The 15992-nt window shown below is 45.6% G+C and carries 11 protein-coding genes; 7 read left to right on the top strand and 4 right to left on the bottom strand.

Annotated features, from left to right (window positions below; translation table 11 throughout):
• Both C6W44_RS13190 and C6W44_RS13185 read left to right on the top strand, forming a co-directional pair.
• Window positions 1-3569, top strand: a 3569-nt coding sequence (locus C6W44_RS13190) for a transferrin-binding protein-like solute binding protein (RefSeq protein ID WP_199774490.1), incomplete at its 5' end; no start/stop codon positions are given.
• A gap of 127 nt (window positions 3570-3696) precedes the next feature.
• Window positions 3697-5244, top strand: coding sequence for a porin family protein (locus C6W44_RS13185; RefSeq protein WP_105246314.1), 1548 nt, complete (start codon window positions 3697-3699; stop codon window positions 5242-5244).
• 85 nt (window positions 5245-5329) lie between these two features.
• Here the strand turns inward: C6W44_RS13185 and putP are convergent, their stop codons facing one another.
• A complete protein-coding gene (gene putP, locus C6W44_RS13180) occupies window positions 5330-6829 on the bottom strand; it encodes a sodium/proline symporter PutP (RefSeq protein WP_105246311.1) in 1500 nt (499 codons plus the stop codon).
• A 586-nt stretch (window positions 6830-7415) separates the two neighbouring features.
• Window positions 7416-8288: a LysR family transcriptional regulator gene (locus C6W44_RS13175; RefSeq protein ID WP_105246309.1), complete on the bottom strand. Its 873-nt coding sequence runs from the start codon at window positions 8286-8288 to the stop codon at window positions 7416-7418.
• Window positions 8289-8697: 409 nt separating this feature from the next.
• On the opposite strand from C6W44_RS13175, the gene leuC reads away from it, so the two are divergent.
• The 5 genes from leuC to C6W44_RS13150 all read left to right on the top strand — a co-directional run bounded on the left by leuC (window position 8698) and on the right by C6W44_RS13150 (window position 14432).
• A complete protein-coding gene (gene leuC, locus C6W44_RS13170) occupies window positions 8698-10116 on the top strand; it encodes a 3-isopropylmalate dehydratase large subunit (RefSeq protein WP_105246307.1) in 1419 nt (472 codons plus the stop codon).
• 44 nt (window positions 10117-10160) lie between these two features.
• Window positions 10161-10811, top strand: a complete 651-nt coding sequence (leuD, locus tag C6W44_RS13165; protein WP_105246305.1) for a 3-isopropylmalate dehydratase small subunit — start codon at window positions 10161-10163, stop codon at window positions 10809-10811.
• A gap of 137 nt (window positions 10812-10948) precedes the next feature.
• Window positions 10949-11617, top strand: coding sequence for a hypothetical protein (locus C6W44_RS13160; protein WP_105246729.1), 669 nt, complete (start codon window positions 10949-10951; stop codon window positions 11615-11617).
• Window positions 11618-11820: 203 nt separating this feature from the next.
• Entirely contained in the window at window positions 11821-12924 is a 1104-nt protein-coding gene (gene leuB, locus C6W44_RS13155; RefSeq protein ID WP_105246303.1) for a 3-isopropylmalate dehydrogenase, read from the top strand.
• Between the two features lie 374 nt (window positions 12925-13298).
• Window positions 13299-14432: a L,D-transpeptidase family protein gene (locus tag C6W44_RS13150; RefSeq protein WP_105246301.1), complete on the top strand. Its 1134-nt coding sequence runs from the start codon at window positions 13299-13301 to the stop codon at window positions 14430-14432.
• Window positions 14433-14574: 142 nt separating this feature from the next.
• On the opposite strand, the gene C6W44_RS13145 is transcribed toward C6W44_RS13150, so the two are convergent.
• Both C6W44_RS13145 and infA read right to left on the bottom strand, forming a co-directional pair.
• A protein-coding gene (locus C6W44_RS13145) for an IS5 family transposase (protein ID WP_105246727.1) occupies window positions 14575-15326 on the bottom strand; the annotation gives its coding sequence in 2 pieces (ribosomal slippage) (window positions 14575-15119 and window positions 15119-15326; 753 coding nt in all).
• A 422-nt stretch (window positions 15327-15748) separates the two neighbouring features.
• Window positions 15749-15970 carry a translation initiation factor IF-1 gene (gene infA, locus C6W44_RS13140; RefSeq protein WP_021814850.1) on the bottom strand — a complete coding sequence of 74 codons (222 nt, stop codon included), beginning with the start codon at window positions 15968-15970 and terminating at the stop codon, window positions 15749-15751.
• Window positions 15971-15992 lie beyond the last annotated feature (22 nt).

The following is a 15992-nucleotide window of genomic DNA, read 5'->3' as shown; positions in this document are numbered from 1 at the left end:
AAGAGGCTGCCTTAGCAGCGCAAGCTTCAGCAGAAGCTGCGGCCACGGCAGCCAAAGATGCAGCAGATAAAGCCATTGGTGAGGCTAAAGTAGAAGCAGACAAGAAAGTAGCAGAAGCCAATAAGCAAGCTGCTGATGCAAAAGCACAAGCGGCTGATGCTGAAGCACGTGCTACTGCGGCTGAAGCGGCAGAGATAAAAGCCAAAGCTGAAGCAGACAAAGCCAAAGCTGATGCTGAGACCGCGATTGCAGCAGCTAATGCCAAAGCTGAAACTGCTAATCAACAAGCGATAGAGGCTAAAGCTCAAGCAGAAACAGAGAAGCAGAAAGCCACCGCTGCTCAAAAGGAAGCGGATAAAGCCAAGGATGAGCTTGCAACTGCCCAACAGAAATTAGAAGCGGCAGAGCAGGCACTAGCGGATGCTCTAGCTTCAGGTGGCGGCAATACCGAAGCCCTACAAGCAGAAGTAGATCGTCGCCAGGCCGCCCTTGATGCAGCCAATGCCGAAGTGATCGCTACCCAGCAAGCTCAAGCGGAAGCTCAAGCCGCAGCAGAGGCGCAAATTGCAGCCGCTCAGCAAGCCGCTCAGGATGCCAAAGATGCCTTAGCTGCCTCTCAAATCAAGAACGCTCCTGAAGCCGCTAAGTCTGGGGTTCAGCATATCAGTATCGATGCCACTGGACTAAATCAAGGTATGTTGACAACCACGACTCGTGACTTTGGCATTACGGATGAGACGCAAGTACAAGCTCGGGCAGATATCGCTTCTGAAGGTCTAGTCTCTGATCCTGTAGCGCTTCAAGTCAGTGGTGACAATGATACAGCAGTAGCAGGGTCTAGTGGATTCAACTCATTTGAAAACACCACCAAAGTGGTTACTGCTTCACTGGGTGAACAGGACCTTGTCTACACCTCAACATACAAAGACTTTAGTGATGACTTAAGAGTGGCTCATATTGACGGTGCCGCTGCTGGCCTATTACCTGTCAATGGTGTGGCTGTCGTTGGTAATGCCACCCAAACTGCTAACATGCCAACCGAAGGTAAAGTCGGCTATACAGGGGATGCTACTTACCGCGAGACTGGTTTAGACAAAAACATTCAATTTGGTACCTCAGTCTTTACTGCCGACTTTGTCGCTAAAAATCTAAAAGGTGATCTAGATTTTGGTGATAAGAAGATTGGTTTAGAAGCCACAATTGCAGGCAACCAGTTCTCAGGTAGCAAAGAGGGTTATAAAGCCGATGGTGGATTCTTTGGTGGAGATGCTCAGTATCTAGGCGGTGTTTATGAAGGCAATGGCGCTCAAGGTACCTATGGTGCCAAGAGTGACCTGCAAACTGCTGCCGAACAAGCAGCGATAAAAGCACAAGCAGATGCGGATGCAGCCAATGCAGCCATCGCTGGTGTTCAAGCGCAAGCTGCTGCTGCCAAAGCTGCAGCTGACAAAGCGCAAGCTGACGCTGTTAAGGCTCAAGAAGCCCTAGCAAAAGCAGAAGAAAACTTAGCAAATGCCGGTAATGGTGAAGACCTGCTCGCGGCTGCACTAGAGCGTGCAGCTGCAGCCGAAGCAGCCGAAGCTGCTGCTTTAGAAGCGGCAACCAAAGCGACAGCAGCTAAAGAGGCTGCCTTAGCAGCGCAAGCTTCAGCAGAAGCTGCGGCCACGGCAGCCAAAGATGCAGCAGATAAAGCCATTGGTGAGGCTAAAGTAGAAGCAGACAAGAAAGTAGCAGAAGCCAATAAGCAGGCTGCTGATGCAAAAGCACAAGCGGCTGATGCTGAAGCACGTGCTGATGCGGCTGAAACGGCAAGATTAGAGGCTGAGGCTAGAGCAAAAGCAGCAGAAGATGCTCTTGAAGCCGCGCAGCAGCTACCACCAGCGCCTACTAATCCAAAGGCTCCCGTCAATGTAACAATAACTGGTTTCCAAAACAGTATTGCAGATCATGATAATAGTGGTATAAGTGCAAACACTTCTGCTAGCTATGATACGTACAGTGCGCTTTTGAATGAGACAGGTTCAAGAGATTTTAAAAACTCTATAAATGTAGAATTGAGAAACGCATCTGACGAAGATTATGAAGGTAGTTTCAAAAAGAGCGAACTTAAGCAGATTGGCGATATATTTAATAATAAATTAAATTATACGTCAACTTATAAGAACTTTGATGAGCAGATGCAGATTGGTCATGTATATGGAGACCTTAAAGGCCTAGCCAATCTAATCCGACTATCTAAGTTATCGAACGTATATGTACAGGGTAATAGTACAAATATCGACGATATGCAGTATATGAAAGAGCTATCACAGTACAATATCGACAATGGCATTAATGATGGTAAAGTGAACTATAACGGTGTAGCCAGTTATATCGGCAATAGTGAAAATGAGATCATTGGAAAAGATCCAATCATTGGTACTTCGGAGTTTAAAGTTGATTTTGTTGATAGCCAAGTCGATGGGACGTTATCCTTTGATGGCTCTAGCGTTAGCGAGAAGGTTATCAAAGCTGAGATTGATGGTAATAGTTTTGCTGGCAGTTGGAACGGCGTTGATACAAAAGGCGGCTTCTTTGGAGAAGATGCCAACCTATTAGGCGGTGTATATCAAGTTGCTGATGGTAAAGGTACTTATGGCGCTACTAAGGTGGACCCAAGCGCAGAGCCAGTACCAGAACCTAAAGCAGTAACGGGTGTGATGAGTAATACCATCAGTAGCGTAGCTGGTACTGGTACAGATGATGCAATAGGGTATCGTCAGTTTGTGACAGATAATCAAACCTTTACCACTACAACGGGTGAAGGTGAAGAGACGACACCGAACATAGTTGAAGATAGTGCTGTAGATAATCTGCCAAGCTATGATAAGTTTGCAGCCCGTCTTGATATTGTTAAACCTAACAAATTCAAGCAACCTGCTATGATTACAACGGTTAGAAATAATGATGTCGCCTTTGACGCTGATAGCGGTTTTATGAAGTCTAAGGACAAGAATTCTGTTACCTTCAAAAATGTCGGGTCTGTCATTGGTGATATTGAGCTAATATACGATTATGACTCTGTGTATAAGAGCTTTGGCACACAGATGCAGATAGGCCACGTTTATGGTGATCTTCGTAAAGAAGGGTCATTTGGTGGTGTGAAATCACGCTATACCAACGTCTACGCAATAGGTCATGCCACCGAAAATATGCCAACTGATGGTAATGTTCAATATGCTGGCGTGGCTACCTATATGGACAATCTACATTTAGGCTCAGGCGCTATCAAAGACCCAGTGGTCAATGGCACATCGACATTTAATGTAGATTTCGTCAATGATTCTATGACAGGTGAGCTGACATTTGCTGGTATTAATAAAAACATTGGCATCAGTGCTAATATTACCGGAAATACTTTCGCTGGTAGTAAGGACAATATTGCGACATCAGGTGGTTTTTATGGTGATGGTGCAAAGTTCCTAGGAGGCATTTATCAAGAAGCTCAACCTGGTAATGTAGCAGGAACAGGTACCACGCCAGGAACAGGCACGACCTTTCAAGGAACCTTTGGCGCCGAAAAGCAATAAAGGAATATGACTGTACAACCCAAACGAAAAAGCGTCTTAGGACGCTTTTTTTCTCGCTTAAACGTTTAAAATCCCTTAGGATGATTAAGTTTGGAAGATTAATGATCATACTTAGGTAAGGATACCCATGAATAATCAATATATGCTCAAACCTCTTACGCTCTGTGTTTCACTAATGATGGCTTATTCTGTCCCCGTCATGGCAGAAGATACGCCACCAGGCATAGGGCCGGAGCTTGACCAGGCAACTGAGCTGCTCAAACGTGAAAATCAAACAGCAGTATCAGATCCCACAGCGCCATCTACCGCGGTTTCTGATACAGAGGCGCAGCGTGCCATCAAAAGTCGTCAGCAACTTGCTGCCGCCACGACATACAATTTGGCGGCGTTAAAAGCCAACCCAGCGGCGTTTAGTAAGTTTTTAAATGATGCGTTAGCCGCGCAAGATATGGTCACGGTAAAAGAAGTATTGCCGCATTATAAAGCACTTAAAACCAATGATCCCATGCTCATCAAATTCGCTGACGCCTTAATATATCGCAGTGAAGCCAAAAACAAGCAAGCCATCGCCATTTACCGTGAGATGCTCGCAGCAGATCCAGATTTTCACCCTGTACGCCTAAATATGGCGCTTGCCATGCAAGCAGATAAGCAGTATGCCGCCGCAAAAGAGCAGTTTTTAAAGCTACAGTCGGTTGATTTACCAGCGCCTGTGATGGCGAGAGTTCAAAACTCGTTGGCTCAAATAAATAGCTCAGAAAAATGGCAGTTTAACGTCTCAGCCAGCTATGTCAGAGATAGCAATATCAATGACGCGCCGTCTAAGTCTATTCAATCTAGTCTGGGGCGTTCAATCGAACAAAAAAAGGCCAACGGTATTCAGGTGTCTGGCAGTGCCAATAAGCGCTTTAATTTACCTGAGAATTTTTATGCAACCGTAGGCGGAAATGCTTCACTAAAAGGCTACTGGGATGAAACGGATTATAACGATTATCTGCTGACCGCTTCTGCTGGTATTGGTTATGATGATGCCAAAAATGATGTCTCACTCACACCGTTTGTGACCAAGCGGTATTACGATGAAGAAGATTATAGCCTACGTAAAGGGGTCACGGTCAGCGGCTCACGCTGGGTAAAACCAAAGTTGAAATTGACGGCCACCGGTATTTTGTCCAATGAAACGTTTGAGGATGACGACAATAAAAACCGAGAAACCGATGGTCAGTTCCTTGGCCTAAACGCATTTTATATCAAAGATGCCAAAGAGTACTTCTATGGTGGATTGGGTAATTATCAAAACGATGTCCCCAAATCAAGCATCATCAGCTACGATCGCAATTCTGTCAATGTCGGTTGGGGGCGTGAATGGAAGCACGGTATATCTACCCTTGCGACAGCAGGCTATGGTATCAAAGAGTACGAAGATCCTGCAGATGCCTATCCAGCTGGTAGTGGTGCATGGTTGGGCTACTATAATGCAGTGGGCGGTAAGCCGGGTACAAAACGCGAGGATAAAACCACCTCACTAGGTCTACAAGTCTGGAAGCGCGATATCACAGTGCTTGGTCTGACTCCAAGACTGGTGTTTGACTATGAAACGACCTCTAGTAACTTTGGTTATTATGATGATCGTGATGAAAAATCAGCGACGGTATTATTAACCAAGACTTTCTAAGTATCCTACCAGTTTTGTATTAGCCAAATAAAACCCTCGCTATCTCGGATAGCGAGGGTTTTTTAATATTCAACAGTCTATGAATTTATTTGTTTAAATTCAGCTCCATTTCTTTATATTTAGCAGATACCGTAGGTCTTGGCCCGCCAGTCATGATACTCACTGCAAAGATAGCAATGGTACTTAAAATAAAGCCTGGAACGATGGCGTATAACCAACTATTTAGTGGTACGCCATTCATCTCAAATGGACCATAGACCCATAGGATGACTGTCAAGGCACCGACGACCATACCGGCGACAGCGCCGTTACGGTTCATGCCGCGCCATGTCAGACTAAAGATAACGAGCGGGCCAAATGCCGCGCCAAATCCTGCCCACGCATTAGATACGAGATTCAGTACTGAGCTATCTGGGTTTGATGCCAACAAAATAGCGACAACAGCAACGACAATCACAGAAATACGGCCGACCAGTACTTGACGCGCCTCTGGGGCTTCTTTATCAAAGAACAGCTTATAGACGTCCTTAGTCAATGAGCTTGATACCACCAATAGCTGAGAGGAGATGGTACTCATGATCGCTGCCAAGATGGCCGCTAACAAGAAGCCTGAAACCAATGGATGGAATAAAAACTGCGTGAATACCAAAAAGATGGTCTCAGGATCATCTAGAGTCATCGCGGTTTTTTGTACGTAAGCGCGACCGGCGATACCCGTCACACAAGCACCGATCAGGCTGATAATCATCCAGCTCATACCGATGTTACGCGCTGTTGGAACATCTCGCACTGAGCGAATCGCCATAAAGCGCACAATGATATGCGGTTGACCAAAATAGCCTAATCCCCAAGCGAGTAGCGAGATGATACCAAGTGCTGTCATGCCGCTTGTGATATCGAGCATACTAGGATCGATGGTTCTGATGGCATCAGTCGTGGCTGATACGCCGCCCAGATCTGTCAAGGCAACGATAGGGACGATCACCATGGCAAACAGCATGATGACACCCTGTACAAAGTCCGTCATCGACACGGCAAGGAAACCACCAAACAAGGTATAAATGACGACCACACCAGCGGTGACCCATAGGCCTGTGCTATAAGATAGGTTTAATGAGCTTTCGAAAAGTTTACCACCCCCTACAAGACTTGCAGCGGTATAGACGGTAAAGAATAGAATGATGACAACGGCTGAGATGACACGTAGCATGTGCGACTTGTCTTCAAAGCGGTTGGCGAAGTAATCGGGTAGGGTAATAGCGTTGTCAGCTACTTCGGTATACACCCGAAGACGCGGTGCCACGATGATATAGTTTAAAAAAGCACCCAATGTCAGACCGATGGCAATCCAAGCACTGACCACGCCATCGGCATACATAGCGCCTGGTAATCCAAGCAATAGCCAGCCTGACATATCTGAGGCACCCGCTGAGAGTGCCGTTACTGCTGGGCTGAGATTACGGCCACCGAGCATATAGCCTTCTGTGTCATTGGCCTGCTTAAAGTAAGCATAAATGCCAATCCCAATCATCACTAAAAAATAGGCGCCGAGCGATATCAGCACGCCACTAGAAACTCCGTTCATATAAATTGTCCTTAACCAACTGCGTTGGCGGTAATTATTTTTAACTATAAAGAGTAAGTGTTACAAGACGTTGTCCAAAACAATATCTAAAGACAAAAAAAGCCATTAAGTAGGACATAATGGCTTTGATGCAATATCTGCTGTTAGTTTTATATGATTGGCGTTGCTCTAGGGCGAAGGTATATAGATCATGACACCACGATTATCGACCAAATCATCCGCTCATAAATAGCACATGGCGTAGTCAATAAAGATTGTCATTCAATAAAGAGCAAAGCAAAAAGTCGATGCTTCGCTTTATCGCATTTGCCAGTTATATACCTATTATATACCTATAGTTATATAACTATATTGGTCGCCAATATAACCAATCATTTAAAACCATTAAACCTACTGACACCTATCATATATTACTCGAAGTGTTCAATATATGACTATCAGTGTTTATATGGTAAATTTTTGTTATAAAAACAACGTCAAGCGTATTATAACGCATGACTACTACAAATGCGAATGGCGTGCCTGCTAGTGGTAAGGCACAAGAATTATGCGGCTTGACTGATGCTATATAGTATGAATCACTTTATTAATCGATAGGAGATAGGAGATCCAATAGCGCCGTCACACTGCTAGATTGAGTGAGCTTTGGATTGATGACCACGCCCAAATAACGCTGTAACTCGATATTGTCCGCCATATCGATACGCTCTAAGTCTTGACTGATCATGGTCTGCGGCAGTACCGACCAGCCAAGACCGACAGAGACCAGCATACGAATAGACTCTAATGGGTTGGTGCTCATGGTCGCATAAGGCTTGAGATTGTGCTTGGCGAACTCAGCCAGCGTAATCTGACTGGTAAAGGTATTGGCCGACGGTAAAATCGCAGGATAGCGAGCCAACTGCTCGAGCGTCACATTGGATTTGGTCGCCAATGGTGACAAAGCGCCTGTCATAAAGTATAAAGGATCAGACCAAAGCGTATGGTAGGTTAGCCGCTTGTCGTAGACAGGTGGTAAAGTGACAAACGCCAGTGACAAGTCACCATCTAATACTGCTTTGTGTGCCGCCTCTGAATCGACAAAATGCACTTCTAGCTGGACGGCAGGATACGCTTGGATAAAGTGTTTGAGGACAGGCGCTAAATGGTGTAGGCCAATATGATGGCTGGTACCGATGATCAGCTTACCTGAGACAATATGCTGGGAGTGCTGCAGGTTTATCTTGAAGTTTTCATAATCTTCAAGCCAGCGTTTGGCATGCGGCAGCATTTCGGTCGCCGCTTGCGTGGGTACAATACCGCGTCCGACAGTATCGAACAAAGTGATGTTAAACTCATCTTCCAAATTTTTGATACGTTTACTGACTGCAGGCTGAGTGATAAACAGCTTTTCGGCTGCGCCTGAGATGCTGCCAGTGTGCATAACGGTAACGAATGTCGTCAAATTTGTGGTGTTCAAACGGATGTCCTTAGCTACTTTGTAAGCTATAAATAAAAGTTGGCTGACCCAATCACAATGTATTAGAAATAAAAGTTTGTGTCTATGTAAAAATCATCAATTATTATTATAGGATTAGCCTGCTATAATCACAAGACATCGAGACGTATTGTCACATATTTATTGCATAAACGGCGGTGTTTTTTCGTATAACGCTTGTTTTAAGCGCAGTTTTTAGCAATAAATACTAGATAAGTATGCCGACCTGACAAAGCGTTGGTGTAGAGATAAGACATACCAACATACTACCTAGACTAGACCTCATTTTTGCTTACCGATAGCAAGCAGGTAAAAACAGTAAGTAAGTGAAAATAATAAGTAAGTGAAAAACTGAGCAATTAGCAATTAGCAATCAATAAAGGATAGCAATATGGCCGGTCAAACGTTATATGACAAACTTTGGAACGCTCACGAAGTCACCAAGCGTGATGATGGCTCGAGCCTGATTTATATCGATCGCCATTTGCTGCACGAAGTGACAAGTCCGCAAGCCTTTGAAGGCTTAGAGCTGGCCAATCGCACACCGTGGCGTCTGTCTGCGAATATCGCAAGCCCAGATCATAACGTCCCAACAGTGACCAAAGAGCGCTTAGAGGGCGTGTCGGGTATCAAAGACAATGTATCGCGCCTGCAGGTACTGACGTTGGATGAAAACTGTAGCAAGTTCGATATTGCTGAGTTTACCATCAATGATGCGCGTCAAGGTATTTTGCACGTGGTCGGTCCTGAGCAGGGCTTAGTGTTGCCCGGTATGACAGTGGTCTGCGGTGATTCACATACCGCCACTCATGGCGCGCTAGGTTGTTTAGCGCATGGCATCGGTACCTCTGAGGTTGAGCACGTACTAGCCACTCAGTGTTTGATTCAAAAGAAATCAAAAAATATGCAAATCCGAGTCAATGGTACGCTTGGCGCTGGCGTGACGCCAAAAGATGTGGTGCTAGCGATTATTGCCAAAATCGGTACGGCAGGCGGCACAGGATACGCCATTGAATTTGCAGGGCAAGTGTTCGAAGATATGAGCATGGAGGGGCGCATGACCGTCTGTAATATGGCGATTGAGGCGGGCGCGCGCGTTGGTATGGTGGCGGTCGATGATACGACGATTGACTATGTCAAAGGTCGTCCTTATGCGCCGACCGAGGAGCAGTGGGAGCAAGCCGAAGCTTATTGGCGTACGTTATACTCAGATGATGATGCCGTATTTGATAGCGTAATTGAGATTGATGGTAGTGAGATTGCGCCGCAGGTGTCTTGGGGCACGTCGCCTGAAATGGTCGTCGATGTCACTCAGTCTGTTCCGACACCTGACGAAGCTATCGATGAGGCGCAACAAGAAGGCTGGCTACGCGCATACACCTATATGGGCCTAAGTGCAGGGCAAAAGATTACTGATATCCAGCTTGATCGTATTTTTATTGGCTCATGCACCAACTCGCGTATCGAAGACTTGCGTGATGCTGCTGCGGTCATCAAAGGCCGCAAAGTCGCTGACAATATCAAGGAGGCGATCGTGGTGGCGGGCTCAGGGCAGGTCAAGCAGCAGGCAGAGTCAGAAGGCTTGGATACCGTCTTTACGGAGGCGGGTTTTGAGTGGCGTGAGCCTGGTTGTTCGATGTGCCTTGCGATGAATGCCGATAAGCTAGAGCCTGGAGAGCATTGTGCCTCAACCTCTAACCGTAACTTTGAAGGCCGTCAAGGAAATGGTGGTCGTACGCATTTGGTCAGCCCCGCGATGGCAGCAGCAGCAGCATTGGCGGGTCACTTTGTGGACGTGCGTACGTTTTAAGACCGCTCATCCATAACTCCCTCATTGAATTGATAGGAAAAACTATGCAAGCTTATAACACCCAAACGGGTATCGTTTGCCCACTTGATCGCGCAAACGTCGATACCGATCAGATTATCCCTAAGCAGTTTTTAAAATCCATTAAACGTACTGGTTTTGGCGTCAATCTATTTGATGATTGGCGTTATTTGGACGAAGGGTTTCCGGGGCAAGATAATAGTAAACGCCCGATCAACCCTGATTTTGTCTTAAATCAGCCCCGCTATCAAGGTGCTACCATTTTGCTGGCACGCAGAAACTTTGGCTGTGGCTCAAGCCGTGAGCATGCACCTTGGGCACTATCAGAATATGGCTTTCGTACGATTATTGCGCCAAGCTTTGCCGATATTTTTTATAATAACTGTTTTAAAAACGGTATGTTGCCCATCGTCTTAGACGAAGAGATTGTCGATGAATTGATGAAAGCGACCATGGCCAATGAAGGCTATGAGCTTACCGCCGATCTTGAGCGTCAAGTGGTCATCACTCCAAGCGGTGAAGAGTACGCTTTTGAGGTCGATGAGTTTCGTAAGCATTGCTTGTTAAATGGTCTTGATGACATCGGACTGACTTTGCAGCAAGGCGACGCCATCAAAGCGTATGAGGACAAGATGAAGCAAAAAACACCTTGGGTGTTTAATGACGTACAAGCATAAACAAAGCGCCTCTTAACCGCGGTGGACAACGTGCTGAACAATAGTAATGCAGCGTTGAGTTATGGCGGTGAACTGGCTAAAATAAGGAGGTCGTTGTGTTGTTTTTATCTTCCTTACTATTAACAGTAGCCGCCATTATGAATAAAACACGTTATGCTTTGTGGACCAGTACAGTGATTGCTGCCAGTTTTTTAATGTCAGGCTGCCAGCTATTAACCGGTTATCAAAAAATCGATGAAGCCGAAAATGCCAAAGTATGGGCAGGCCATATTCAGCCAGTCGCAGGCGAGGTAAGTATCGCATGTGTTGGAACCTATCACTGCGAAATCGTGCAGATAGACAAAACACTCGTCATCGCTCCTGACAGTCACGAGCCGGTAAATCCAGCCATGGTGACGACGCTTGCAGAGGGCACAAAAAAGGCCCCAACCAGTGCAGAGATGATGCCGCTTGCCAATAAAAAGTCGATCAAGATAGTGCCGCTATCCGCCTCTGCAATGCCAGGATTGACCAATTACTATGCCAGAGTCATGCCAGCCAAGCGCGAAATTCACGTCAACTTCTATCCAGAAAACAACGTGGGCTATGTTGAGCGTTTTGCCATGATTCATGATTTTACTCAGGCAGGGACTTATCAGTTACGTGCTTATCAAAAAAAACCTAGTAACAAGTCAGGCAGCTTGCTAGAGACCGCGTCGCCCGAGCCTTTATGCATTGAGCTGCTACAGGGTAGTACCGTACAGCGCCGGTTTTGTAAACAGTTAGATAGCAAGCATCGAGGTGAGTTTGTAGAAACCCGTATATAAAAATCTGGTTAATACGTTGAGGTCATCCATCTATGCCAGATAGCCTGCTTGATTGTCGTTTGTTTCATGTTTAACGCAGTTTTGGGATAAAGACACGCCTTAAAAGCCGCTAAATACGCTGTAGCGAAGGCGTGTTTTTTTGTACGTTTTAGCAAAAACCCATAGCAATATTATTCAATAAAAACCTATTAAAAAGGATCAGTATGGCAACGATTTTGACACTAGCGGGCGATGGCATCGGCCCTGAGATTATGACCCAAGCCATTGATGTATTAAATGCCGTCAATGATAAGTTTGCGTTAAATTTGACCCTCGAATCTGGACTGATCGGCGGCGTCGCCATCGATGCGACAGGCGAGCCTTTACCAGATGAGACCTTGGCTCGTGCCCGTGCCGCCGATGCAGTATTACTAGGCGCGGTCGGTGGTCCAAAATGGGATGGTATCGAGCGCAGCAAGCGTCCTGAGCGTGGTCTTTTGAAGATTCGCGGTGAGCTTGGCTTGTTTGCCAACCTACGTGTGGCAAAGCTGTATCCCCAGTTGGCTAATGCCTCGAGCATTAAGCCTGAAATCATCTCAGGTCTCGATCTACTAATCGTGCGTGAGCTGACAGGCGGGATCTATTTTGGGGAGCCGCGCGGTATTCGTACGCTAGATAATGGTGAGCAGCAAGGCTATAACACCATGGTATATAGCACAAGTGAGATTCAGCGTATCGGCAAGGTGGCATTTGAATTGGCAAAAACGCGGGCAGCCGCGACAGGTAGTGCTGCCAAAGTCTGCTCAGTGGATAAGGCCAATGTCTTAGAGGTCACTGAGCTGTGGAAGCAGACGATGATTGAGATGCAGCAGGCTGAGTATGGTGATGTGGCGTTATCACATATGTATGCTGATAATGCGTGTATGCAGCTGATCAAAGACCCAAAACAGTTTGACGTTATGGTGACGGGCAATATGTTTGGTGACATCTTATCTGACGAAGCTGCGATGCTGACAGGGTCCATTGGTATGTTGCCATCAGCCAGTCTTGATGCGTCAGGAAAAGGAATGTACGAGCCTTGTCATGGCTCGGCACCGGATATCGCAGGGCAAGACAAGGCCAACCCACTAGCGACGATATTATCTGTTGCTATGATGCTGCGCTATACCTTTAAACAAGAAACGGCCGCCCAAGCCATTGAACAAGCAGTCAGCGACGTGCTGGATGATGGACTTCGTACGCTCGATATTTTAGATCCTAGTGAAGCCGGATTGACCCAAGTTGGCTGTCAGCAAATGGGACAAGCTGTTTTGGCAAAATTGGTATAAGACTCTGCGATATTGCGTCCTACAAAAAGCCATATACAAAGTCTGACGACTCATTTAAAGTCTGACTGCTCATTTTTTGACTGTTAAATCGTTATATTTTATAAATTTAGCACCCATAAATTGCTCTGCAATTTATGGGTTTTTTAATACTTGTTTAACAGTTGGCTGCGCTGGGTAACATAACCAACCTGTTATCCGCAAAAAAGTACTTTTGTTAACACAGCTTGTGCAGAAGGCCAGTCTTATTAACATAAAGGTGTTATATGCTCACAGACCAATATGGCACCATATTTCACGTATACAACTGATAAAAAACAATCTGATAAAAATAATCGATATAACAATAAAACCTGATAAAAATGCTAGGAGCACACATGTATCATTTTAATAAAGTCAGCGCAGCGCTCGCCGCGGTTGGTTTGTCAGCTGCCGTATTGATAGGGCAAAGCGTTATCGCCGATACAGACAATGCCGTGGGCGATGCTCAGGCAGCGATGAGCAAATCCGCCGCCACTAAAGATGTTAGCCCAGTTACCAACGGCGTCAGTCAAAAGCTGACGGGCGATAACAAAACGTCGATGTCGCTTAACAAACTGCTTCCTACCATTAAGTACAGCACCGAAAATTTGCCAGCGATGGCAAAAAAAGTAAACGACGCCAGCTGGACGCCTGGTACTAATATCGATCGGACGATTGGCACCAAGTTACAAGCATTATTAAACTGGCATCACAGTGGCGTGGGTGCGGTCGATGGATACTGGGGAAAAAACACCAAAAAAGCCATGCAAGCCTTTCAAAAAGCCAATGGCATAAGTGTCACAGAGGCTCTAAATACCGAGACTTGGCAAGCCCTCACGAGTGATAAGGCGCTTATGACGCAGCCTGTGTTGGTCAGCTACCAATTGACAGACGCGGACGTCGATATCAAAACCACTACTATCCCAGCGGGCGCTACCGCAAAAGCGGAGCTAGAAGGTCTGTACTATGAAAATGTGATAGAGGCATTGGCAGAGAAGTTTCACATGAGTGAAAAATATCTCAAAACCCTAAACCCTAATGCCAGCTTTTCAGCGGGTGAGACCATAACGGTCTATAATCCAGGAAACCCTAACACCGCGCCCGTCAGCCGTGTGGTCGCCGACAAAACCACCCAGACGCTATATGCGTACGATGACAAAGGGACACTGGTTGCCAGTTATCCGACGACAGTAGGGAGTACGGCCACTCCGTCGCCATCAGGCACGCATACAGTAGAGGTCAAGGTTCATGAGCCCAACTATACTTACACTGCCAATGATGGGAGCAAAGCTATCTTGCCGCCAGGCCCTAACAACCCAGTCGGCTCTGTGTGGATTGGCCTGAGTAAACCCTCTTATGGTATTCATGGCTCACCGGACCCTGCCCGTATCAGCCGTCAAGCATCTGCAGGCTGCGTGCGTCTGACCAACTGGGATGCCTTGGCACTATTGGGTGTCATACAAAATGGGGCTACGGTAGAGTTCAAATAGTTTTAGGCAAAAGACAAAGAGTATGAAACCATCAAAATTTTTTGCTTATAAAGACGGGTTTTTATGAACGCGTCAAAAAAATACCGCTAACCATCAGTTAGCGGTATTTTTATTCGGGTATAGTCATTACTAGGGCGTGTCTTCAATTCATCTTACAATGAACGATAGTACATGCCAGATAAAGCATTGACTTAAAATTACGAGCTAACTTCTCATAGCGAGTGGCGATACTACGAAAGTGTTTAAGCCTTGCAAACATATTTTCAACAAGATGACGCAGCTTGTACAAGTAGCTATCAAATTCTGGATTAGGCTGTTTTGTATTCTTCCTTTTAGGGATGACAGGTATCATATTATGGCTTCGAGCTTTATTTCTGATAGCCTCTGAGTCATAGCCCTTATCAGCGATAAAGCAATCTGCCTGTCCAATCATGTCAATCAATTCACCTGCAACTTGACTGTCGTGGACGTCACCCCCAGTGATTTTAAAATCGAGCGGATATCCATCGGCATCACAGGATAGGTGTATCTTTGTAGTTGCGCCGCCACGGCTTCGTCCAATTGCTCGATCTGCACCACGCCGAGCTCCACTTGCATGCTGGTGACAGCGAACATAGCTTCCGTCTGTGAATACCCATTCCGTATCAATTTCTTTTCGTAAGCTAAAAAAAAATTCTCCCATAAGCCAGTTTTCGACCATCGATTAAAGCGACTATAGGCTGTTTTCCATGAACATAATTCTTCAGGTATGTCACGCCAAGGCGCGCCTGTGCGTAGTTTCCACAGTATGGCTTCCATGATCTCTCGGCTGTTTTGAGTTTGATAGCAGCCGTACTTTATCATCGTCGATTGCAATTGATCCCAAAGTGTATCTGTTAATGCTTTTCTTGCCATAACTTGTATTGCTCGCATCGTTTCAATAGATGCGGTATTGTAACTATTATTTATGCCTTATCCAATTGAAGACACGCCCTAAATAAAAAAGATACACAGCATAAATTCGCGAGATTGGTACAAACTCTTCTTGCGTGCTGTGCCAGCGCCGCTCGATGCCGCAAAAAACTTATTCGAGTCTCGCCATATCTTTTTTATATTGACCTGACTAACTTGTAAGACAAAACATTGATAGCCAATAATGAGTAGGTTTGCATTTTCATTATTATTATCTGTTAAACCACCCAAGCATTCACAAAAATGCTCTTAAAAACGTCTTAGCAAGTACTGCATCATTTGGTAATGATGAGATTTGTCATAACCGCGTAATCGTCATCACTGTTTAATAAAATCGATTTTATTAAAGTCGATTTTTATCGCAATTAGTTTTTACCACGATAGGTGATACGACCCTTTGATAAGTCATAGGGGGTCATCTCGACTTTGACTTTATCGCCAGTCAAGATACGGATATAGTGTTTACGCATTTTACCAGAGATATGCGCGATGATTTCGTGTCCGTTTTCTAAACGAACTTTAAACAATGTGTTTGGAAGGGTGTCGATGACTTCGCCTTCAAATTCGATAATATCGTCTTTTGCCATAATTTTGTATCAATCAGTTAAA

It is taken from the genome of Psychrobacter sp. Marseille-P5312 (genome assembly GCF_900291405.1).
GTDB lineage: Bacteria > Pseudomonadota > Gammaproteobacteria > Pseudomonadales > Moraxellaceae > Psychrobacter > Psychrobacter celer.
The sequence above is the reverse complement of the archived record's forward strand: the minus strand, read 5'-3'. Positions and strand labels throughout refer to the sequence as shown.

Coding starts and splice junctions, on each gene's coding strand:
- C6W44_RS13185 (WP_105246314.1), top strand. CDS start 3,697: ATGAATAATCAATATATGCTCAAACCTCTTACGCTCTGTGTTTCACTA.
- putP (WP_105246311.1), bottom strand. CDS start 6,829: ATGAACGGAGTTTCTAGTGGCGTGCTGATATCGCTCGGCGCCTATTTT.
- leuC (WP_105246307.1), top strand. CDS start 8,698: ATGGCCGGTCAAACGTTATATGACAAACTTTGGAACGCTCACGAAGTC.
- leuD (WP_105246305.1), top strand. CDS start 10,161: ATGCAAGCTTATAACACCCAAACGGGTATCGTTTGCCCACTTGATCGC.
- C6W44_RS13160 (WP_105246729.1), top strand. CDS start 10,949: ATGAATAAAACACGTTATGCTTTGTGGACCAGTACAGTGATTGCTGCC.
- leuB (WP_105246303.1), top strand. CDS start 11,821: ATGGCAACGATTTTGACACTAGCGGGCGATGGCATCGGCCCTGAGATT.
- C6W44_RS13150 (WP_105246301.1), top strand. CDS start 13,299: ATGTATCATTTTAATAAAGTCAGCGCAGCGCTCGCCGCGGTTGGTTTG.
- infA (WP_021814850.1), bottom strand. CDS start 15,970: ATGGCAAAAGACGATATTATCGAATTTGAAGGCGAAGTCATCGACACC.